16 protein-coding genes and 1 pseudogene are annotated in these 23,586 nt (G+C 48.0%); 4 read left to right on the plus strand and 13 right to left on the minus strand.

All coding sequences use genetic code 11. The annotated features are described in order from the left end of the window. Nucleotides 1-214: 214 nt before the first annotated feature. The 9 genes and pseudogenes from AB4114_RS04710 to AB4114_RS04750 form a co-directional block, all read right to left on the minus strand. Nucleotides 215-2,944 carry an alpha-mannosidase gene (locus AB4114_RS04710; protein WP_441987377.1) on the minus strand — a complete coding sequence of 910 codons (2,730 nt, stop codon included), beginning with the start codon at nucleotides 2,942-2,944 and terminating at the stop codon, nucleotides 215-217. A 3-nt stretch (nucleotides 2,945-2,947) separates the two neighbouring features. Further along, nucleotides 2,948-6,067 (minus strand): beta-galactosidase, encoded by a 3,120-nt coding sequence (locus AB4114_RS04715; RefSeq protein WP_441987378.1) that lies wholly within the window; start codon nucleotides 6,065-6,067, stop codon nucleotides 2,948-2,950. After that, nucleotides 6,064-7,383, minus strand: a complete 1,320-nt coding sequence (locus tag AB4114_RS04720; protein WP_441987379.1) for a glycoside hydrolase family 125 protein — start codon at nucleotides 7,381-7,383, stop codon at nucleotides 6,064-6,066. The genes AB4114_RS04715 and AB4114_RS04720 overlap by 4 nt, the downstream gene beginning before the upstream one ends. Before the next feature lie 45 nt (nucleotides 7,384-7,428). Then, nucleotides 7,429-8,349, minus strand: coding sequence for a carbohydrate ABC transporter permease (locus tag AB4114_RS04725; RefSeq protein ID WP_441987380.1), 921 nt, complete (start codon nucleotides 8,347-8,349; stop codon nucleotides 7,429-7,431). Between the two features lie 29 nt (nucleotides 8,350-8,378). Next, nucleotides 8,379-9,317: an ABC transporter permease gene (locus AB4114_RS04730; protein ID WP_028553304.1), complete on the minus strand. Its 939-nt coding sequence runs from the start codon at nucleotides 9,315-9,317 to the stop codon at nucleotides 8,379-8,381. 75 nt (nucleotides 9,318-9,392) lie between these two features. Next, complete coding sequence (locus AB4114_RS04735) at nucleotides 9,393-10,871, minus strand: ABC transporter substrate-binding protein (protein WP_441987381.1); 1,479 nt, start codon at nucleotides 10,869-10,871, stop codon at nucleotides 9,393-9,395. 172 nt (nucleotides 10,872-11,043) lie between these two features. Then, nucleotides 11,044-12,564, minus strand: a complete 1,521-nt coding sequence (locus tag AB4114_RS04740; RefSeq protein ID WP_441987382.1) for a response regulator — start codon at nucleotides 12,562-12,564, stop codon at nucleotides 11,044-11,046. Further along, a complete protein-coding gene (locus tag AB4114_RS04745) occupies nucleotides 12,557-14,380 on the minus strand; it encodes a sensor histidine kinase (protein ID WP_441987383.1) in 1,824 nt (607 codons plus the stop codon). The genes AB4114_RS04740 and AB4114_RS04745 overlap by 8 nt, the downstream gene beginning before the upstream one ends. 209 nt (nucleotides 14,381-14,589) lie before the next feature. Continuing rightward, a pseudogene (locus tag AB4114_RS04750) lies at nucleotides 14,590-14,826 on the minus strand (helix-turn-helix domain-containing protein); the annotation flags it as partial. Here AB4114_RS04750 and AB4114_RS04755 point away from each other — a divergent pair. Further along, nucleotides 14,815-14,994 (plus strand): VOC family protein, encoded by a 180-nt coding sequence (locus AB4114_RS04755; protein WP_441987481.1) that lies wholly within the window; start codon nucleotides 14,815-14,817, stop codon nucleotides 14,992-14,994. The pseudogene AB4114_RS04750 and the gene AB4114_RS04755 sit on opposite strands and share 12 nt — an antisense overlap. A 102-nt stretch (nucleotides 14,995-15,096) precedes the next feature. Here AB4114_RS04755 and AB4114_RS04760 read toward each other — a convergent pair whose 3' ends face one another. Then, the gene (locus tag AB4114_RS04760) at nucleotides 15,097-16,362 is read right to left on the minus strand and encodes an erythromycin esterase family protein (protein ID WP_441987477.1); all 1,266 of its coding nucleotides are present in this window, start codon (nucleotides 16,360-16,362) and stop codon (nucleotides 15,097-15,099) included. A gap of 955 nt (nucleotides 16,363-17,317) precedes the next feature. Between AB4114_RS04760 and AB4114_RS04765 the strand changes: the two genes are divergently transcribed. Then, entirely contained in the window at nucleotides 17,318-17,428 is a 111-nt protein-coding gene (locus AB4114_RS04765) for a YjcZ family sporulation protein (protein WP_171628410.1), read from the plus strand. A 180-nt stretch (nucleotides 17,429-17,608) separates the two neighbouring features. Here AB4114_RS04765 and AB4114_RS04770 read toward each other — a convergent pair whose 3' ends face one another. After that, nucleotides 17,609-17,890: a hypothetical protein gene (locus AB4114_RS04770; protein ID WP_441987384.1), complete on the minus strand. Its 282-nt coding sequence runs from the start codon at nucleotides 17,888-17,890 to the stop codon at nucleotides 17,609-17,611. 293 nt (nucleotides 17,891-18,183) lie between these two features. On the opposite strand from AB4114_RS04770, the gene AB4114_RS04775 reads away from it, so the two are divergent. Next, complete coding sequence (locus AB4114_RS04775; RefSeq protein WP_441987385.1) at nucleotides 18,184-20,085, plus strand: TOMM precursor leader peptide-binding protein; 1,902 nt, start codon at nucleotides 18,184-18,186, stop codon at nucleotides 20,083-20,085. Nucleotides 20,086-20,327: 242 nt separating this feature from the next. Further along, nucleotides 20,328-20,438, plus strand: coding sequence for a YjcZ family sporulation protein (locus tag AB4114_RS04780; RefSeq protein WP_171628410.1), 111 nt, complete (start codon nucleotides 20,328-20,330; stop codon nucleotides 20,436-20,438). A 172-nt stretch (nucleotides 20,439-20,610) separates the two neighbouring features. On the opposite strand, the gene AB4114_RS04785 is transcribed toward AB4114_RS04780, so the two are convergent. Together AB4114_RS04785 and AB4114_RS04790 are read right to left on the minus strand one after the other, a co-directional pair. Next, nucleotides 20,611-22,008: a sulfatase-like hydrolase/transferase gene (locus AB4114_RS04785; protein WP_441987386.1), complete on the minus strand. Its 1,398-nt coding sequence runs from the start codon at nucleotides 22,006-22,008 to the stop codon at nucleotides 20,611-20,613. A gap of 18 nt (nucleotides 22,009-22,026) precedes the next feature. Then, nucleotides 22,027-23,562 carry an extracellular solute-binding protein gene (locus AB4114_RS04790; protein ID WP_441987387.1) on the minus strand — a complete coding sequence of 512 codons (1,536 nt, stop codon included), beginning with the start codon at nucleotides 23,560-23,562 and terminating at the stop codon, nucleotides 22,027-22,029. Nucleotides 23,563-23,586: the final 24 nt, after the last annotated feature.

A 23,586-nucleotide genomic window follows, 5' to 3' on the forward strand; every position in this document is an offset into this window, starting at 1 on the left:
ATTGCTCCCCCTTTTCATATTCTTCTCTAATCATTATTGACTGAATGAACGAATTAAAGAAGCCAGCAGTCTGCTGGCTTCTCAACTTAACAAGTAGAATATATTAATTATAGTGACTTTGCTTGGTCACTTGCTACTCCGTTTCCGACTTTCTGTTTGTACGATTTCGACCAGAATAGCCTAAGCTAATCATGTCTTTGCAAGCTGGTAACGACTACCGCTGAATCCCGATCGTCACGATCTCACAGGAACCCACTGGCAACGTCAAGCCGCCGTCTGCCTCCACGGCCAAACGCTCGCCTTGTGTTTCCAAGATCGTGCTCTTATAGAAATTCTGCTGGGGAAGTTGCGTACGGACCTTAACCTCCGCTTGCTGTGAACGCATGTTATACCAACGAAGCAGCACATCACCTGATGCTTCATTCATTTTCATCGAGGATAAAGCCAGACCTTCCCCTTCCCATTGGAAAGGAGCAAATGTGGAAGCAATTCGACCATAATGGATGCCGGTTTGTGCCACTGTCCAAGGAATTTGAAACAGGTAGGCAGCCGTAAAGGCTTCGTATTGTGCACCTTCACCAGTGTGCGGGAAGATCGCCAATCGTACCGTATGTTCACCCAGACACTGAGCCTCAGGAGTCGGGAATAGGCCCCAATCGCCGAGTTCGCCAACCGCGCGTAGAAGCGTAACGGCGATCGTATTCCGCCCATCGCTAAGAACTTCGTATTCGTTCAATCCGAGATTGGCAACGACCAAGCCCGCCCCCGCTTCGCTGACATCAACGAATGCCTGTTGATGCTGCGTATTACTTGGGTTTTCCCACTCTGCGGCTGGCGTATTATCGCGTTGCACGACTTCAAACATCGAATCAACATGATGCGTTTGCGCAGTCAGATCGGTTGGGAATAACATCCGCAGACGATGATCCATCGCTTGGTTGTTGAATGATGACTCGATCTCTACCCCTTGTCCGCTTCGACTCAAGCTAACCTCCGTGCGGATCCGCATCGGAATCATGCGCGTTGAACGCTGTGCTTTGCGATGCGGATAGTAAACCAAGTCACGTTGTTCAACGTCCAGCATGTCGTCGCCCGATGCAGGGATTTCCCAATCATGGACGATTTCGACGGAAGCTTGGTAGGCCGTATCTTGGAGCACACGGATTTGAGCTTGTAATCCGCTCGTTGTCAACGGCTTTTCGCCATCCGGTTGACGGAACATGTACTCGTTGCCAATATCTCCAACATTCTCGTATACCCCCAAATCCAGGTACGTGCGGCCGTTCTTCTTATCCGTCAGCGTGAATGAACCGTTATCCGCGATTTCAATCTTGATCGCTGCATTTTCCATAACCCGCTCATCTGTGAACAACGAGGAATTCGCCAATTCTGTTTGCCTCTTCACCCAAGCGTAAGTTTTCAAGCCTAGTGCTGGTACCTTGTCTGCTTCGAACGTCAATCTTACTTTTCGGCACATATACGGCTGACGGAACTTGTCGTCCGGCAAATCATAACCGAATTGCAAGCCGAGATCCTCGACTGTGCATGGGAGAGGCTGCGAAGACGCATCCACGAGTACTCGTCCTGTGAGATCTACCGCTTTGGCAAAAGCGCTTGCTTCTTCCAGCGTATAGCCATCTCGGAAATAGAGGCGTAAAGCATCCATTTCAATAGTTACAACCCCCGTGCGTTCCCAACCCGACGTATTAAACACGACTACGGGCAGTGCACCTTCACCCGCCAGTGTAAAGTCAGACGTATCGATCGCGTCCGCAATGGCTTGCTTGCTGTCATCAATAATGGCTTCAGCAACATGACGGCTCTTATCGAAGCGCGTGACCATTTCACGGTGCACTTCATCCACGGAGCAGCCGCAGATGCTGTCATGCGGATGGTTTTGCATTAAGGTTTTCCAGGCATAAGTGAACAGATGATGCGGGTACTTCTCCCCGACTTTACAGACATGGGCGAAAGCCGCCAGCGGCTCTGCCACTTTCTCCAACATCGCTTGTCCGAGCTGATTCATCTGTTTCAAGTACACGCGCGCCGAAGCTGTATTGACAAGCGTAGACCACCCGTCCGTCCGCTGGCTGCGAAGTTCACCTTTGACCGTCGAAAGTACCTGCTTCCCTGAGCGCTGAACGGCCGCCAAGTAATCATTAAAGTTCGAATGAACAAAGGTTGTATCCGGGAAAAGCTCGCTCGCAGCTTGAATCGCTTCCGGCAGATCCAACTGAACAGGCTGATGATCACAACCATTCATGAAGAGCAGTTCGCCCGTGGAAGCATATTTCTCAGCGTCTCCAAGTTTACGTTCCCAGTATGCTTTTGCTTCTTCCTTGTCAACGGGGATCTCATTGCCATTGGAATACCAGTTGGCAAATAGAATGCCCAGCACTTGGGAACCATCTGGCCCCTCCCAGATCAGCTCCGAGAAGGAGGATTCAAAATCACCGTCGGAAACCGTGTTATTGAAACCCGTCGGCTTCACGCCTCTGCCGAATAAGGCATTCGTGATACCGGACTGCTGCATCAATTGCGGCGTCTGCCCGACTAAGCCGAATGTGTCGGGAAAATAACCGATTTTCGAAACATCGCCATACGCTTTCGCATCTTGATGTCCAATCTGCATATTGCGGACATTGGCTTCTCCGCTCGTCAAGAAGGCATCTTGCAAAATATACCAAGGTCCGATGAGAATACGGCCATCCCGAATTAATTTGCTTAGGCGATCCTTCTGCTCGGGTCTAACCTGCAAGTAATCCTCCAGAATAATCGTCTGCCCATCCAGAAAGAAACTGCGATAATTCGCATCTTGATCCATTTTATCTAATAACGTATCTACGAGTTTAACTAGACGCACATGGTGCTTCTCATAAGGTAAATACCACTCCCGATCCCAATGGGTATGGGAAATGATATGAGCCGTTCGCTTGGTACTCATGGGTTAGCTCCTTTCAATATGGACTTCATCTGGGCGGTAAATGGAAATCACTTGCCCCCGTTTATCTGCGGCAAAGAGCACAGAACGCTCTTTCTCCAGAGTGAACGCATACGTCGTATCACTATCGGTATCCCGAACTTTTACCGTCACATCCCAGGCAAACTCGGAAACAAATACATACAAGAAACCGCCCTTGAAACGCAGCTTACTTCCGTAAACCCCTGCGATATCGCCTTGAAGCCACTGCAATCCGCTGCTGTTGTTGCAACCTGCAGCATTCACGGCATATCGGTAAAGTGCCGCTACCGTGTCCATCCGGTCGTTTACTTCCACTGGCAGCGGACTCCAAATCAATCGGCCATTGCCTAGAGGAAGATCGACAACACGATCCCCAGCAGCGCTTGACTTCGCTCCCAAACCTCCAAGCCGTACTTCTTTCAACGTTTCAGCAATTCGGCGCCGACTATAGGAGACATGAAGCGAAGTGCCTTCCAGCTCAAGCATTTCTTCACGGCGTACATTGTGAAGTTCTGCTTCACCCAGCTCTTCAATGAGCCTCGGCTTTTGCTTCCAATACGCGTCCAGACTGATTGGACCTGTAGCCAATAATGTCGCACCCGTGCGCTTCACAATATCGATAAGCTTATTCCATGCTTGTTCATCCAGATTATGCGCGCTTGGGAGCACAATCAGCTTCGCCGGTTGCTGCTCCAGCGCCTCCAAATGATATTCCGAAGCCGCGCGGAACGGCAGCTTCATCTCGTATGACAGCACACGAGTCATTGATGTCGTTGCATCGAACGCCAGTTTCCGATTGGAAAAATCATTCGAATAAGGGAATACAGCCACAATATCTTCCAGCTCCCGCTCCTCGAATAAATCTCTGATCTCGGCCATGAAGCGGCCGAATTCATACGATACATCCGCTTCCGGTTTCTCCGTGCCATCGGCACGAAGAGCTCCGATGTGCGACTCGTTTGCGTTATCCATATAGAAATTGGTGTTCCAAATCCAATGAATAGCTCCTGCGCCTCCGGTTGCAAAGGCGTAAGCATATTTGCGCTCCAACATGCTGCGCAGCTCGATCTCCGAACGTTTAGCACGTCCATCCGGGGTCTCTACATACATAATACCGGTCTCTTGAACTACATTCGGTTTGTTGGCTGTTTTGGCAAAGATGCCATCCCAAACGAGGTTATCGTTCAACCACCACGAATGGACAGTTGTGTAATCTACCGCTTCTTCGTAGAAAAGCGGTGAAGGCCGCTGCGCGCCAAGCGCTTCATCCTGGCCTACCACAACGAGATGCCCAGGTACGATTTCTTTGATTGTGTCATAGAGCTGTTTGGCCCACTGGTTGTGCATCTCCATCGAGAATAAGCAGTAATCCAGCCAGCGTGACCCCTTTTTCGCCCGGTGCATGTCCTGCACATCGAAATTGATGTCAGCCGCCTCCGGAATGACAGCCGCTTCATAATTCGGAAGCTGCATAGGCGTCATATTCCAGCGTTCTTGCAGCAGTTCGATGCTCTCATGACGCTGCTTGAGCCACGCAATGAAAGCTTCTTTCTCATACTTATCTCGACTGGAACGAGGTCCATCCGAGAAAATCTGAGCTGGATCGAACATCGACGGCTCGTTGATCAGGTCCCAATCCACATGGGTCGTCGCCTGATGTCGGGAAACGATGGAGCGAATAAACCGCTTTTGAGCTTCCACACTTTGCGGATCGAGATAGGGATTAACCCCTTCCCAAGTTTCAGGTGTGAAGGAGAAGAAGGTAAACGTCACCTGCAGTTGATGTTTTTTGGCCGTCAGTAGGAAGGCATCAATGGCTCTCAATACTTCTTCCGAAGCATGGCCATCCACCTGCATGATATTGCGGTAGGCTGTCCAAATGCCCGTACGAATCCAGTTAATGCCTGCTTTGGCCATTTGGGCCATATCCCGATCCCAGACATCGCTATTCGGCAGGAATAAGAATTTGCGAGCGACATCCGACGTCATGTACGTCATGCCAACTACGGGTAATGGACGACCATCCTTGATGAAATAATCGCGTCCGCAAGTGATGGGCTGACCATCTGCGAGGAGCCCAGCATCGTGCCCCCAGAATCCTTGACGAAGCAAGCGGAGCTCGCCGTCCTCTGAGACTGCTTTGCACGTTACGCGATACAAGCCACGCTGTATATCCATCGGTACCGGAATGCGCACCACATTAAATTCTTTGTTGACTTGAACGATTAGACGATGCGTCCAAGCATCTTGTGTAGCTTTTTCATGTTCGACCCGAAGATCCAGTGTCCACGTCTTAGCGGCATCTTTATCCCCAATTCGTTGCGTCTGAATCGTCAGCATCGCGTGCTCGCCAGGTTCATAGCTGGCATAATTCGGCTTGATCCACAATTCAGTCACACCGCTCGCACAGAATTTCGCCCATTGGACCAATTTCTGCGCGCCGCCTTCGCTCCAAAACGAGGGACTCAGCGGCACATTGACGAACATCCAACGCGAACCGATAAACGCACCGCGCGAATTCTCCCATAGGACGACAGGAGCCGCTACTTCGCGGCCAGTCTTGCCGATGCTTTTCAGCAACGGATAAATTTGCGTGCTCATCGTACCTGCCGCACCCATCTGATGAGGCAAATCACTGTCTCGCGTCGTATGCGGCACCATATTCCAAGTATCCGCAAACGCGAATAAAGACTCTTGCCCTTGCAGCAGCGGTAACGTTTCTAACGCGATATTGGAACGGATTGGCGTTCCTTCAACTCGCATGATTTCATGAATATGCAGCTGCTGGTGGTAGCCCGTCTGCTCAGATTCCACATGCCAATTCTCATCTTCCCAGCGGACAGGACGCTTGAAGGCTGCGCCGCCAACACTCAGCAGGCCGCCCCCGCGCTGCAAGAACGCCAGAATCTCAGGCCACGCCGCTTTCGGAAAATACGGCGCATGCAAATTGACGAAACATCCGCCAACTGCTGATATTAATGCCTCTGCAAGTGCATGGGCACCTACTACAACCGCCCCTTGCGCCATCAATTGCTCGATTTGCACATCGCTAAACGAACTGCTCGGGAATCCGGGTTCATGGAAGATAAGGACCGGACGACTCATAGAAGACCATCCTTCATCGCTTGATAAACCAATTGAGAGAACAGGCTGTTCGACCACGCAAACCATTTGCGCGTGAAAATCGTTGGGTCATCGACGTGAAAACCTTCATGCATGAATCCCGTATCCGCATCTGTCGCTTCCAGCATCGCGATCATCTCTAGCTTCTCTTCCGCCGTCGATGCCGTAATGCCTTGCATGGACAGAGCCATATGCCAAATGTAGTCGTCCGGCGTATGCGGACTGCCGATGCCTCGAGCCACCTTGCCTTCAAAATAGAACGGGTTCTCTTTGCTAAGCGCAAAGCGTCTTGTGTTTTGATATATAGGATCGTCCGCGGTCACATAGCCCAAGTAAGGAATCGACATAAGACCCGGCGTCCCGGCATCATCCATCAGGCAGTAATTGCCGAAGCCGTCTGTTTCATACGCATAAATAGGACCAAATGTCGGATGACGATAAATCCCGTACAATTGAATGCCATGGTCAATGTCCGCTTCGAGCGCTTTGAGTTGTGCGAGGAAATCCATGTCCCGGAATACCCATTCCGCGAATTCTTGCATATGGCGAAGGGCGACTACCGCGAACATATTCGCTGGAATGTTGTAATGAAAGTCACACGCATCGTCACTGGAACGGAAGCCTGACCACACCATCCCCGTATAATTCACAGGCATGCCCAAGCCATGATTGCGGAGGGAATCGGTTGGTATCCCGTTATTGCGGGTAAAGCGGTAAGGCGACTTTTCAAAATGATGCTGCTCGGTTTGGAACAACTCATAGATCTTAACCATCGCTGCTTTAAAGCCAGCATCAAAGATATCCGTCAATTCGGTTTCCTTCCAATACGCATAGGCCAGACGCATCGAGAAACACAAGGAATCGAGCTCAAATTTACGCTCCCATACCCATGGCGACATCTCTGTTTGGTCTGCTTTGTTCCAATGCCAATCATTGGCCGACTCATTAAACGCATTCGCATACGGATCAATATGAATATACTGAATATGACGTTTAATTAAACCGCTAATGATGCGTTGAAGATCCCTATCTTCTTTGGCAAAAGGCACGTAATGCATGACCTGTTCGACAGAATCACGCAGCCAGGACGCCGGAATATCTCCCGTGATTACAAACGTGGTGCCATCTGGCATCAACTTGGTTGTTGTTTCTAATGTATTCGGAAAACAATTTTTAAATAATTGCAGGAGTTTAGGACGATGCGCCAGCTTTTCTTCGGCTTCCAACAAGACATCTTGAATGGCTTGTGGCAGTTCTAGCTTGGGCATCGGAATTTTGGGCAGTCTGAATTGTTCCACGGTGAATCCTCCACATTTCTATAATCTACGAAGTTGGTTAGGGCACTACTCTTTTACAGCACCGATCGTCAAGCCTTGAATGAAGTAACGCTGGAAGAACGGATATGCGAATATAATCGGTCCAGTCGCAAGCACAACCATAGCCATCCGCGACGTATCCTGCGGCAGCGATTGCAGCAAGCCAATGCCAACCGACGGGTTGCTCGTGTTCTGAAGCAGGAACTGCATGCTATTCTCAATCCGCATCAGCATCGATTGCAGAGGCACCAAGCTCGGCGTGTCGATGTACAGAAGCGCATTGAACCAATCATTCCAGTACCCCAAAGTACTGAATAACCCGATCGTCGCGAGCCCTGGCAGGGACAGCGGCAGCACGAGCTTGACGAAGATGCCGAATTCGCCGGCTCCGTCCATTTTGCCCGATTCAATAATGGCATCCGGTACAGATGTGCTAAAGAAAGTACGCATAATCATGATATAGAAGGCGTTGCCCGCTAATGGCAGAACCAAAGCCCACAGGGAGTCCTTGAGCCCGAGCAATTGCGTCATGACAATATAAGTCGGCACAAGTCCACCGTTGAAGAGCATCGTAAAAAAGGCGAAAAAACCGAAGAAATTACGGAATTTAAAGCTTTTTCGGGAAATCGCGTACGCGAACGTAGCGGTCAGAATCAAGCTGACTAGCGTACCTACGACCGTCACAAGGATGGTGACCCCATAGGACATCAGCAATTGATCGCCTGCTTTGAAGAGATAACGGTAAGCTTCCAGGCTCCATTTCTCCGGGATGATGCGATATCCATTCGTATTCAGAGATTTCTCATCGGTGAACGAAATAATCGTCACAAACAGAAACGGGAAAACACAGGCAATGGTAAAAAGACCCGCGGCCACATGAGCGAACACATTCAAAAGTGGCGGCAATTTATGAAAGTCTTGTTTTTTCATCGCTTTGACAGCATTCATTATCAGTTCCTCCTTTCCTCAATCCTCAGTTAAAAGAGTGCATTGTCTTTATCAAATTTTCTAACGACATAGTTCGAAGTCATCACGAGAATGAAGCCGATCACGGACTGATACAAACCAGCCGCTGTACTCATCCCGATCTCTCCCGTAGATTTAAGGCCGCGGTATACGTACGTATCGATAACATTGGTTACGGAGTATAACGTCCCGGAGTCTCTAGGCACTTGCAGGAACAAGCCAAAGTCTGCATAAAAAATTCGTCCGATCGCCAGCAGCGTCAGAATCGTCATTAATGGTTTTAACATCGGGAAGGTAATGTTGCGGATTTGCTGCCATTTGCTCGCGCCGTCAATCATGGCTGCTTCATAAAGCGATTTATCGATTCCCATGATCGCCGCCAAATACACAACAGAGCTGTAGCCGACTGATTTCCAGAGGTAAACGAGAATAATGATAAGCGGCCAATACGTCTTGTCGTTGTACCAACGAATCGGATCCACGCCAAACCAGGGAAGTATATGATTAAGCATTCCTTTATCCACACTTAGGAAACTGAATACGAAATAGCCAACGATGACCCAAGATAAGAAATAGGGCATGAACATACCTGTTTGATAAAGCTTAGCAAGCTTTTTATTCGTAATTTCAGATAACACAATGGCGAGTCCAACGGACAGCACCAGACCTGCAATTATAAACACAATATTGTATAGTAAGGTGTTGCGCGTAATGATATAAGCATCGTTCGTACTAAAAAGGAATTTGAAGTTCTGTAAGCCAACCCACTTGCTCTCCACAATACTTGCCCAAAAACCATCACGGCTGTAACGGTACTGCTTGAAAGCAATAACCATGCCTGCCATCGGTAAATAAGAGAAGAACAGGAACCAAAGTGTTGCTGGTAATGCCATGAGCAGCAGCACTCTGCTTTGTTTAACATCTTTGAAAAAAGTTCCTATTCTGTTCATACAATCACCCCTTCGCTGATATTTAGACAAAGATCAGGTGAATGCAGAACATTCACCTCATCTTTAAACTTGCCTCTATTTTTTGTTAGCTGCTTTCCACGCGTCAATTTGACTTTGTGCTTCCGCCATAATTTTATCCAGTCCGGCTGCTTTGAATTTCTCGTTAGCAAGCAGAATGTATTTATCTGGATCAACGGTACCCGTCATAAGTGTTGCCCAGAACTCTTCTTTCACGTTCTGTACAGCGGCGATTTCGTTGATTACTTTGGTAGGATCGAAGTTAAAGCCAAGCAGCGGCGCAGGTACGCCTGTATCGTTAAATTTCTTGAATTCTTCCCATTTGTTCTCAGGGTCTTTGACATCTCTGTATGTCAACAACACATTACCAAGGGAGAATGTAGGCATATCATAGTTTTTGGATGCCGGTAAGTTTTCCATTGTGTCGTTGCCGACTTTTTTGTAGTGCTCGCCTTCAATACCGGAATCGACCATGTTGCGAAGTACAGGATCCGTGTTGAGTAGGTTCAGGAATTCCATCGCTTTTTCCGGATATTTGGAGTTGGCCGAGATCGCTTGCATGGAGCCCATAACGGACCAGTTATAAATTAAAGCTGGGCTTGCTGGTTTGGATACAACGGGGTATCCATAGCTTGCTGACCAAAGGTTGTCCGCGAAAGGTTGATTGGTCGCTTTATCGGAGAACCACTTGCCCGTCACTTGTACATCATTCAATGATGTCAGCGTGGACGCTTCCGTTGGAATGTAGCCGGCTTTGTAATATTTATTCATTGTTTTCAATGCTTGTTTCATTTCCGGTGTATCTAGAATGTTAACGACTTTCAAATCTTTATTGTCTACGCTAACAGCCATTGGCATTTTCTCAATGATGTAGTCATATGGCACATAAGGCATGTAGTTTTTATCAACAGCCAATCCGTAAGTGTTCGGCTCTTTGGCTTTAATTACTGAAAGAAGCGGCTCTAGGCTTTCCAGCGATTTCACGTTATCTAGACTGAGGTTATATTTATCAGCCAGGTTTTTGTTGAAGCGCCATACGTCTTGTGCTGGCAGCTCTTTATTAGCTGGAACACCGTAATTATGTCCATCAACTTTGGAGCCGTTAAGGAAAGCAGGGTCCAATGCTTTGACTATGCCTTGTCCATTTTTTTGCAGCAGCTCGTCAATTGGCTTGAATGCGCCTTTACGCGCATTTTGCACATAATCAAATGCCCATGAAGACGTGAACATAATATCCATAGGTGTGCCGGAAGCGGTCATTACTTGCATTTTTTGAGCATAATCGCCCCAATCCGTCATATTCATCTTCACCGTAACACCGATTTTCTCCGCAGTGTACTTGCTGACTTCAGCCATAACGCGCTCCACATCTTTCTGTGGCGTTCCGATTGTATACCAAATTAATTCAACGGGTTTATTCGCTGCCGCATTCCCTTTCGCATCATCGGCATCTTTGCTGCCACAAGCGCTAAGCGTCAAGGATACAGCTAAGGTTAATCCTAGTGTAGTGACCAAGTTTTTTTTCATTTTTCTCATTTTTTGAGTCCTCCCAAGTGAATACTCGTTTTCTACGCCCGTAGGGGCTATATTTACAGTACTGCATGAAAGCAATTACAAATAGACGATAAACTAAATGAACCCTGTCTAAAATAAAGAAAAAAACGCTATCAAATCATTTTCGCAAAAAAAAGACTGCTTCTAAGTTTCCCTAGAGCAGTCCACGATAATCCGTTGGCGAAATACCGACATATTTTTTGAATTGTTTATAAAAGTAACCCAATTCGGAGTAACCTACCTCTTTGGCAATCTGATGAACCTTCGCATGCGTTGTCTTGAGCAGTTCTTTCGCCTTCTCAACCCGGAAACGGTTCATATACTCCGTGAATGTCTCATTGATTTCTTTCTGAAACAATTGCCCTAAGTAAACAGGATGGATGTGGTAGTGAGCGCCAAGCATTTTGAGTGAGAGCTCCTCCGCATAGGACTGCTGCACATATTTCAACACCTGCTGCACAATCGGACTTCGAACGTCCGAAATCAAAAAGCCAACTGTCGTCTCGGCAATCTCCAGGATGGCAGCTTCCAGTTCTTCCAGCGCGACCGCCTCGCGAATCTGGTCAAAGGCAAGATGATACACCTCTAGTTCTTCGGTATGGCGGATTGCTTTGATTTCCAACTTGAAATGTATAACCATCTCAAAGGCGATATTCTGAAAATCGTGTGGCGTAATTCCCGGCAAGGCTTGAATTCGCTTGAAGTCGCTATGAATGCATGCACGCAGATTTTCTATATCTTTGGCAATAATTAGCTTCGCATAAGCCGGCCAATCAATGATCGAGAAATCCACCTTGGGATTGTCTTGATGCATAGCCAACTCCTGATAATCAATAATTGGCAGTTCAGGATAAATCCAGAAATACTCCTGTGCTTTTTTGGCGGCTTCATAGCTTTGCGCGACGCCATCCGGCAGGTGACCGACGGTCCCTATCGAGATGCGAACCGATTGGTCTTGAAACGCGGTATGAAGCTGATGAAGTAGTGCTATCAGTTCTTTTTTGCCCTCTTCCATGTGATCCATGGACGCAAGCAGCAAGATATCTCCGTCCAGATCGCGGAAAACGGTTACCCATTCGTAGACATCCAGCCGGCTAGTGATAAATTCCAAGCCCTTATCTGCATCAATAGGCATTCGCAGAACGGCCGCGACCATATAGGCGCTTGCTAAGTTGATGCCTAGAAGTTCTGCACGCTCATAGAACTCCAGCGGCGCAATCTGTTGCGTCAACCAACGATGCAGCGTGTTGTCCTTCAATATTTGCTTGCTGTATGCCTGGACCAACTGTGTCTCGTTCATGGTATTCAGCTTCTCAACGGTATTTTGCAGGGACGACTTGAGTTCTTGGATGTTAATGGGCTTGAGCAAGTAATTTTCGATGCCTAGCTGCATGCCCTCTTTCAAATAAGCAAACTCATCGAATCCACTGAGCACGATCACTTTCAATTCCGGGTGAACCGCTCTCGCGTGCCGAATCAAATCCAGCCCATTCATAATCGGCATGGAAATGTCTGTCACCAAAATATCGACGGATGTTTCCTGCAAAGCGTCTAAAGCCTTCTGTCCATTGCTGGCATGCCCCACAATTTCCAAACCAACTTCCGCCCAATCAATAATGTCATACAACCCTTCGATAATGAAAGGTTCATCGTCCGCAAGAAAGACCCTAAACATCGTCCACCTCCGTTCCACCGTCCATCGGCAACCAGATATCAATGGTTGTTCCTTGGCCTGGTTGGCTATGTAATTTCAAGCCGTATTCACTGCCATACAGCAGTTTAAGCCGTTGATTGATGCTTCGCAACCCAAAAGACTCCCCTTCCAATTCCTCATCTTGCAGAAATAAAGTCAATTCATTGAGCCGCTGGGGTGAAATCCCGTTGCCGTTGTCTTCAATCTGCACATGTAGAAACGCCTCTACCTGCTTCACTCGGATGTGAAGCTCATTATCCGAGCTTTCGCTTCGCAAGCCATGCACAATATAATTCTCAATGATCGGTTGCAGCGACATTTTCATCACGCGCACAGACCCGAGCCGTCGATCCCAATCCATGGCATACGTAAATTTATCCTTATATCGAATTTGAAATAGTTCCAAATACAGACGACAGGCTTCCAACTCATGTTTGAGTGTATAGATTTTCTTCTGTTGGACAAAACTTCGGAACAGCGCCGATAAGCTGTAGATCATTTCCCCAACGTCATGTGCGCCTTGCGAGATTGCCCGCATCCGAATCACTTCCAGCGTATTGTAGAGGAAATGAGGATTCACCCTAGCTTGCAGTGCCGTTAGTTCCGTCTGTTTTTGCTTAATGTTCGCCTTATACACCCGATCAATATAGAGGTTCAATTCCTCAATCATCTCGTTAAAGCTCCGTGATATTTGCCCGATCTCATCCTCCCGCACATCGGGTATCCGCACACTAAGATCGCCTTGCTTTACCTTTCTCGTGAATCGGATGATTTGATTGGTCCGCTTGGCGACACTCATCACGACAAGGAACGGAATCAGGATGGCGAAAAAGATACATATCGCACTGATGAGGAAAATCATACTGCCGATTTTCTTTGAGGAAGCATCCAGCTCTTTGCGGGGGATGATGCTGACCGTGCTGAAATTTCCCTTGCTTTGCGTGAGCTTCGTCACATAGTCGCCTTGGCTGGAACCACTATTCTCATACATCGCATTGATTTGATCCATATGTGGATAGATCTTCCCAACGTATTGATTCGAAGAATCGAACAGCACACCGCCGTCCGGTGCCAATACAAGAATCATCCCTTTCAGCTCATCCTTATCGTTCTGCAAAATCTTCCAAATCCCATCCGTACTAAAATAAACGACCTGCTGGCCAATCGTCTTCAGCGTTAACTTGTCCGTGATTGGCGTTCGAATCGCATAAAGGTTGGGATCCCATTGTCCGATCGCTTCACGCACCCAAATATTTGGCAGTTCCACACTCTTGCTTTCGAGAGCCATCACATCCGGGATATAAGAGCGAGCGCGATTGGTGGGAACGAATTTCATCTGCCCATTTTGCCCCAGCGCATATAACGTCTGCTGATCCTCGCTGTATAACAGCAAATTACGGATATCTTTGTTGTCTTCCACCTGATTTTTAAAATATTGCAGCCCATCGCTCCACATGCTGTTGCCGCCTAAATTATACTGCTCCAAACCGTGCTGGACATATTCTTGAAAAGGGTGTTGCAGCATAAAAGATACACCCGAAGCCAGCGAGCTATCCCGATAGAGGCCAAACAGGATGGACTGGGCTGAATCATATTTTCCACCCAAATAATTGTTAACGTTCGTCAGCGCTTTCTTCTGGATATCCAACTCTCGATTGATCGCCGCTTGAGACATCGAGTAGTACATAAAATAAGAAAACGAAATAATCGTTAGAACCGTAATCATCGAAAAGAGGAGCAGCAGCCTCATAAACAAATTATTTTGCAAATAATTCCGATATATCTTGCGCAGCACCATCCAGTTATCATCTCCTGCTGTTAATCGGGTACATTATAGCATAAAAATCTCGAAGGGATGAATTTCAGGCCCACTCGCACAGAAACCTAAAAGTCGAGACGGTTATATCCGTTAAGTGACTGCCCAAGCAACAATCCTGAGCGTCTGCTTCATATTCCATGACAGCTCTGTAAGGGAAGCGAAAAGACAAAAAAACGCAGCTAGATCAGTTACTGATCCGCTGCGCTAATGTCTACCGAGTTGCGATACTGCCCCGGAGTCATACCCTCCATCTTCCGGAAATACCGGATAAAGTTCTGTGAATTATTGTATTGAAGTTTTTCGGCAATGTCCGAAATCTTCATGCTCGTCTCCGTCAACCACTTTTTCGCAATCCGTACCCGGTACTGGGCAAGGTATTCGTCAAAAAGCATGCCTACTTCCTTACAGAAAACATGCCGGATATAGTCCAAAGCTCAGAAGTAATATTTTCCATTGGCGCTGAAAGCAGAAAAGAAGTAGATACCTTTATTCAAAAAGTAGAGTTTGCCGGAGGAAGCATCTTTGGCAAGCCGAGTGAAATTGACGGCTGGATGTACGGCGCAGGATTTGCCGACCTGGACGGTCGCCACTGAAACCTGCTGTTCATGGATGAGAGCACAATGCCGAAACGCTAAATTATGAAAACGCCGGTCACCTACTTAAGGTTACCAGTGTATAAGAAAAAGTGCTTGTGTTCACACAAGCACTTTTTCTATAGTTAACGGACGAAGCGCATGGCTTTCGTCCACATGCACGAAGGCGTCGTACCGCCGAGCCATCACAGAGGGAACGTAGTTCCCTCGCTCAGCAGTGGGGCGGTACACGACACCGATGGCACGGTGCCCCAGCACCTCGTGCCCGAGTAACGGATCCTCCTTGCTTAGCAGGAGGATCTGATCATATGCGCCAGCGCGATGCATGAGCTCTTCCCAGCTGCCCTGCTGTGCAGCGGGCACTTGCATCGTCGCCATCGGCGCGCCCCAAGATTTCGCGGCAATGACGGTGCCGCGGTAAGTGCCGAAGCCGATGGCACACACATCGGCTTCGCCGTGCGCTTCGCGCACAAGCTGGCCGACGTTGATCATGTCGTCGTTCAGCATATCGGTTGCACGCGCATCGCCAATGTGCGTGTTATGCTCCCAGACGATAACTTTGGCGTCTGAGCCGTGATGGATGGCGAGGCGGCGCAGTGCCTCGACCATGTGTCGGTCGCGGACGTTCCACGATTCCGCGTCATGCTTGACCATGGTGCTGTAATAATCCTCCGCATTTACGGCAACAAGCGCGTTTATTTCTGCACTAAGGGCGGCTTCGCTGTCTTCGTCGTACCGCACTCGTTTCACGTGAAGCTCCTTCAGCAACTTCACGACATCGTCCTTACAGCTCTCGCCGTAGAAAGCCGCAGAAACTCCGTAGTTTTGCCCCTCTTTATCATAGGAATCGAAGCACTCAAAGGCTTTACGGGCTAAAGCTAACTGCTCAGGTGTGCCTTTTTCGTGCAAGTAGCGTTCGATTTCTTCCAATGACTCCCATAAACTATAAACGTCAAGTCCATAAAAACCGACGCGCTGCGCCATCGATTTGTCTTCATTATGCTTTTTTAACCAATCCATTAATTCCCCAACTTCTTCATTTGCCCACATCCATGTTGGCCAGCGATTGAACCCTTCCATAACAGCACGGGCGTTTGGCTTCGCATCCTTGTACTGCTTGACATACCGGTTAACCTCATAGCAGGAAGGCCAATCCCCTTCAACTGCTATAAAAGAAAATCCCTTCGTCTCAATCAATTTACGGCTCAACTCCATGCGAAGCTTATAAAATTCGGAAGTACCATGCGTGGCCTCACCAAGTAAAACATACTTTTTATCGCCAATCGCTTCGATTAATACATCTAAATCATCTGTACTGTTCAAAGGCACAGCCTGTTTCTTGATCTGTTCCACGATGAGTTCATCCATGTTCACTTGAGTTACTCCTATTCATAATGAGTTTTCTTTCGTAGTATGCACAAAAATACGAAGAAAAAAGCACTTCACGGGAAGCGCTTTTTTTCCAAAAATTATCAATACGCTGCCTTGTGCCGGCTCCGAATGACGCTATACTCTATTCAACCTTATGGTCGGGATAACAAATAGTTGGCATCACGCAGTAAATATTGCGCCGCCTGGCTTGTCAAATGCTTACCGCTTTGCGCCTTGACCTGGTGCACGAAATCGTCCAACGCATTCGCGGACAACTTGCTTTGCAGGCTAACTATGAAATTTTTAGCAAAGTGAAAGCGATATCAAACATTTGAAATTGTTTACACTCAGTGCACAAAATACGATTTGAGAATAATTACGATTAGCACAATTTAATCCAAGTTGCTCTATAAGGACGATGGGGAATGAAATGAGGAAGATCGAGAAGATGATCATCTTATGGAAGTATTTTGATTTCGCTGCTGCCTTCATTGGCATGTGCTCCTCCCAAATGCCGATGAGGTCGTTACGTTTATCGTAGCCAGTTTTGGAGTTACCGTCTATAATCACATCCGGCTTTTTTTGCTCGTTATCGATCGAATTTGTTAAAACACGATAAATAAGAGAAAAAAGTGGATGACGTTGTAGATTTCACGACAGGTTAGAAGGTAAGTAATCACGAAATATGGGTATCAACCTAGTGCGGAACCATCCACTTGACCATATATTGATATTGCCACCCAGCACAGTCAACTTAATCGTCACCCTCATTTATAAAACGAAAAAAACGGTCTGTATTCGCATCTACTTCGCGATAAGACCGTTTTTTTGTGTGAAATTCTCAGTTGGCGGAAATTCCTACACACAAATTGGTTCGTGCGTCCAATCAATGACTATAAAACGAACATATTTTATACCGTAGTGAAAAATCACCAGAGAGGAATGAGTAAACATGGGAGCAGTAGGTTATGGTGGAAGTTGTGCAGGTCACGGTTCAAGCGCAGCAGCTATTTTGGTTCTTTTTATTCTTTTGGTTATCATCACGTCAGCTTTTGTATGGTAATTCCTTAATCCTACACAATAACAACAAGAAAAAACGGCCGCGAAATAATATACGGGCCGTTTTTTTTCTTTGTTCTTATCATAATAAAGATCACCCTTATTCTTATACTTAATCATATAATACTTCAATAAAAATGGGCTGCGCCGAAATAAATCTTTCGGTGCAGCCCCTTATTTCAACTTACCACCAGAATCCTGGACCACCGAAGCCGCCGAAGCCGCCAAAGCCTCCGCCAAAACCACCAAATGCAAAAGGTTCAGTGCCAATAGCTAAGAGATCAAATAAAACCAATGGGATGATCGCTTTAACCTGTACTTTCTCACCTTTTTGTGGAGCTATAATCAATTTGTTACCGCTAATTCTGACCAATTTGCCAGATACGCTTGTTCCGTCTTTTTTCAGTGCCATAATTTGTTTACCAACCATTTTACGAACGTCCTCTTTCCTAATTTGGGATGTCATGAACGTCCACCTCCTTCTGCCACCAGAGATACATTGCTATACAATGTACTCCTGTTTAGGTAAGATCGATTGGATACCTGTCCACCCATGTGTAAAAACAGTCATTCACCTACATCTGAAAATTGTAAGCGCCTTGTCCAATACGTGCATATATTAGTCATCACTCCTATAAAATGAAGTCATCTTAAAGAAAGGTTGTTATTAGGAGAAAAATTAGCGGAATCCTTGAAGCGATGAGATTCAATTTTGGAATCCTTGAGCGGGGGCTAATGCTGCGAGATGAGGTGATCTGCATGAATGCTATCATATCCGTTGTTGGAACAGGTTTATTGGTCGACTTCGTATGCGGAATGTTATTGGACCATTATCAGGTCGTTCGACAGAAAGATTTCACTTCAGACATACCGAAAGCAGCGAAATTGGTTGTGGTGCTGCACGATGACTGGCCTTCCTCGGGATACTTAGAGGCTGAAGAGGTGTTACAGCAGGTTAGCATCCCATGGCTGCGGGGCTTTATTTCAATGGATGAGGGCATAGTTGGGCCTTTGATTCGTCCGGGTGTGCCGGGATGCACGGAATGTGCGGATAACCGGCGTTTTACGGCGTCGCCTGGGAACATACAACATGCAGTACGATCTTCGCCCTCAGGACTTTGGCATGTTGCTCACTTGCTGGTTGCCGAGACGCAGCGAGTGCTGCAGGGCAGCCGAGCCCATACAGAAGAGCATATGTATATCGTTAACCTAAATAATCTGAGTAGCTCGCTCCATTTTATTCTGCCTGACCCGCTTTGTCCGGTGTGTGGCTGCTTGCCAGACGATTCATCGGAGGCGGCCAACATTTCGCTCAAGCCGAGACCGAAGATAAGCGCAGACAGTTACCGATGCCGTCCGATAGAGGACCTGAAACAACATTTGGTCAAAGACTATTTGGATTACCGAACTGGCGTTTTTAATGCCAAGATGCTTGACCTCGAATCGCCGTTTGCTGGGGTGGGGGTCAATCTGCCGTCGTTTATGATGGGCGATGAGGTAACGGGAGGTCGCAGCTTTTCTTATGCTGAAAGCGAATTGACCGCAATCTTGGAAGGATTGGAGCGGCACTGTGGAATAACCCCCCGCGGCAAACGAACCATAATCTACGACAGCTTCAACCATGTTGCGGATCAAGCACTCGACCCCTCCAAGGTTGGATTATATTCGAAGAAACAGTACGCCCAGTCTGATTGCACGTTCCAACCGTTTGACCCCGCCATCCCGATCGATTGGATTTGGGGCTATTCGCTAGTGCAGAATTCTCCGATCCTTGTTCCTGAGAGTCTCGCTTATTACAGCTCGGGATTTGGTTCCGCCTTTGTTCAGGAAGGCTCTAACGGGTGTGCATTAGGCGGGAGCTTGGAGGAAGCCATCTTGCACGGTATTTTGGAAGTGGTGGAGCGCGACGCGTTCCTGATGACTTGGTATGCGCAGTTGCCTATCCCGCGCTTGGACCCCTATTCCACTAACGATCAGGAACTGCGGCTCATGCTCGAAAGGCTCCGCGTTGTTGCCGGATACGATATACATTTGTTTAATATGACGATGGAGAATGGGATTCCGAGCATTTGGGCACTCGCGAAAAGCATCAGCCCTGGGAAGATGAATATTATCTGTTCGGCGGGAACTCATCTGGATCCAGTAAGAGCTGCGAAAAGCGCCATTCACGAATTTGCCGGCAGGTTGATCTTTTTGCAAGAGAAATTTGAGGAGGGCCAAGAACATATTAGGCAGATGCTCGACGATCCATTTCTCGTATATCAAATGGAGGATCATGCCCTGCTTTACGGTTTGCCGCAAGCAGAGGAACGGCTGCAATTTTTGTTGAACGACCAACGCCCGCTCAGAACGTTTGACGAGGAGTTCAAGCGTAAGGCAAGTCATGCGGATCTGACCGATGATCTGAAGGACACGATCGAGGTGTTTCACCAATTGAACCTCGATGTGATTGTGGTGGATCAATCATCGCTGGAAACGCTGCGAAACGGGCTGCATTGTGTAAAAGTACTGATTCCGGGAATGTTGCCGATGACGTTCGGACATCATTTGAAACGCTTGACGGGGCTAAAGAGAGTGTATCGGGTGCCGGCGAAGCTTGGATATGCGAAAGAACCGCTGAAGGCTGGTCAACTCAATCCTCATCCGCATCCATTTCTATAATAGCCGAATGATCAGTATGTCAACTCCATTATTATCGTCATTTGTGACTCACAAATAAACCGGATTCCTGTACGCTTAGGAATCCGGTTTATAATGTGTGTATTCATAGGGGGAAGATGCGGTTATTTTTTCCGGGTATATTGTAAATGTAAACTCAATTTGGTGCATACGTCCAATCAATTACTATCTAACGAACATATTTTATACCGTAGTGACAAATCACCAGAGGGGAATGAGTACACATGGGAGCAGTAGGTTATGGTGGAAGTTGTGCAGGTCACGGTTCAAGCGCAGCAGCTATTTTGGTTCTTTTTATTCTTTTGGTTATCATCACGTCAGCTTTTGTATGGTAATTCCTTAATCCTACACAAATAATAACGAGAAAAAACGTCCGCGAAATAAAATACGGGCTGTTTTTTCTCGTTGTTTTTATCATAAACAAATCACCAATAAAATCACTTGGAATTAGCTCTGCGCTTGCTGCATTGGGATATCACCTTGATTAGCACCGAGATCTCAAAGAGGCTACTCGTGATACGCCTTCTTTCCTTGCCCGTCGAGGCCGGCAAGCTCCAGCTGACCAAAGCCAGTCACCGCTTCCCGCGTACCATCACGGCTCGGATCAACATAGCTGACGAACCAGGTATCCAGCCGTTCCTTCATGGAACGTCGCTGTTCTTCGGCCTCCGGCGCGTCGATCACATTGTTGCGTTCGTCCGGGTCGGCCGCCAAGTTATATAACTCATGCGGTCCATAAGGATACCTGTGAACGTATTTCCATTCCCGCGAACGGATCATGCGAACCGGACCGTATTCGTCATAGATGACGACATCCTCTCGTCCAGCCCCTTCATCGCCAAGCAAGAGGGGCAGGAAGCTTCGACCAGGCAGATTCCCCGCTTCTGGATGCTCAATCCCTCCGACATACGCCAGCAATGTCGGCATAAAATCGTACCCGCTGACCAGTTCGTCGCAGACGCTGCCTTGCGGAATGCGGCTCGGGTGGCTGAAGATGGCTGGTACTTTAACGGACGTATCAAACATATTGAACGGGAACGTGCCGTTGCCTTTCCCCCATATGCCGTGATGACCGCAGTTGAAACCGTTGTCGCTCAAGAAGCAGATCAGCGTTTGCTCGCGCATACCCTTCGCCTCGAGCTTGTCGAGAATGCGGCCAACATTGCGGTCCATTGCCGTCACGGCAGCAAAGTATCCTTTCAAGTTTTCCCGTTGGTCGTCGGACCAAGGTGCTGTTTGGATCGACCAGGGATGCTTCGGCTCCTGCGGGCAGGTGTCGAACTGGCAATTATCGTACATATCGACGAACTCCTGAGGATGGCTGTCGATCCAAGGACTGTGCGGCGCCGTGTAATGCACACCCAAGTAAAACGGCTGATCATCTTGTTGTGACTCCAGGAAATGCAAGGCATCGTCGGTGATAACATCGGTCAAGTAACCCGGTTCGTCGATCAATTCGCCATCGCGAATCATCGGCGCATTATAATAAGCGCTGCCTCCCTGCTGGTGCACATACCAATGTGTAAATCCTTTTTGGGGCTTTATACTGTCGCCAAGGTGCCATTTCCCGCTCAATCCACACGTATAACCGCTATTAGCTAAAAGTTCCGTATAGGCGGTTTGGCCCTTCAAATATTCAATCGGTCGATCCCCCACATTACCACCGCGAATCCAATCATGTATGCCGTGTTGCGACGGCATGCGTCCGGTCAACAGCGAAGCGCGCGCAGGCGAACATACCGGCGAGGTGCAGAAAAAGTTCGAGAACCGCACCCCTTCTGCCGCCAAACGGTCCAAGTTCGGCGTCTGGATCTCGCGATTGCCAGCACAGCCGAGCGCCCAAGCGCCTTGATCGTCACTCAATATGAAAACTATGTTCGGCTGCTTTTGTACAGATGGAAGCATCTTATCAACACCCTTTCCTTACTTCTTCTGCTGCGCCAAGTACGCCTTGTTAACCGCTTCTAGCACTTTGTTGCCGCCTTGGTCACGCCATTTTTTAGATAACTCGGCCAAACCAGCGTCAATTTCCTTCTTGCCAACAATCATGTCGAGATAATATTGATTCAACAATTCCCCCAACACGCTGCCCATCTCCACTTCCTCAGCGGTCGTCACATTCACGAGGTTCGGGACCAGGTTTTTTGTGGCGATGTCTACGGATTGCTTCGCTCGGTCGGCCTGAGGCTCGGTCTGCGGCAAATAATTTTCCGTAAGCGGCCATACGACGCTGCCCCAAGCGAGTGGATGCGACCAGCCGTTAGTGGCAAAGCCGTCTTTGGCCCGTTCTTCTTCATTGTACGTAATTTTGTCGCCTGCTTTCGTGTAATGAACGCCTTCGATTCCAAGCTCTAGCAAGCTTCGGCCTTCCTTAGACAGCATGAATTCGATTAATTTAGCCGCTTTTTGCGGATCTTTGGAATTTTTCGTAACCGCTGTGAACAGGCCGCCCTTCGGCGCACTCGCCATCCCTCTTTTGCCATCCGGTCCGGCCGGCGGTGCCATGAATCCAAGCTTGCCTTGCGGATTCACTTTTTGCAGGCTCGTTTCGAGACGGTTCACGTGACGAAACAGCGGTGTGCCCATGAATCCGACCTTGCTTTGAAAAAACTTTTGCTCCCGCTGCTGTGTATCGTTCAGCAGAAATTCCGGGTCAATCAGCTTCTCTTCCCACAACTTACGCAAATATTGAACGCCTTGCTTGAAAGAGGGATGCTCGAATATGGGAGCGACCTTGCCTGTGCTGTCCAGAACCCAATCGCCATGAGGCAAACCATAACCGTACAGGACGAAATGGAACGACCCGTTGAATCCAGTGCTTTTGGTGCCTGTCAATCCGTACGTATCGGCCTTTCCATTCTTGTCGGGATCTTTCGTCGCGATTTCTTTGAGCACCGTATATAATTCGTCCAGCGTCTGCGGCACCTTCAATCCGAGTGTTTCAAGCCAGTCCGCGCGATAGGCAACCGTAGTGTTCGAGCGCTCCTCGATGAAGGGGTACCCGTAATATTTACCGTTAACGGCGGTCCAAGATAATTGCTTCTCGAGCTTCTCCTTGACGGTCGGCATTACGGGCAAATAGTCGTTTAACGGTACGAGTAAGCCTTCCGAGATCCATTGGTTTAATGATGGGGACGGATAATTAATGGTCACGATATCCGGCAAGTCCCCGGTCGCCATAGCAACGTTGATCTTCTCAAAGCCGTTCTCCGGCACGAGCTTGACTTCCAAATCGATACCGAGTTTATTGTTGATTTCGGCAATAACCCGGTCTCCCGGATTGATTGCCTTGGCAGCACCGTCGCCTGGGGTGAGAAATACGATTTTGACCTTTTTGACTTCCTTATTCGTTCCGGTGGCACCTGCCCCAGACTCATTTTCGGAGTTTCCGCATCCTGCTACAGATACCGCCAGCACCCCGGAAAGTGCAAGTGCAAGCCATTTATTATTTTTTAGCATCGTTTGTCCTCCTCTTCTAATACG

The sequence above is a fragment of the Paenibacillus sp. 2RAB27 genome, from assembly GCF_052115445.1.
Lineage (GTDB): Bacteria > Bacillota > Bacilli > Paenibacillales > NBRC-103111 > Paenibacillus_E.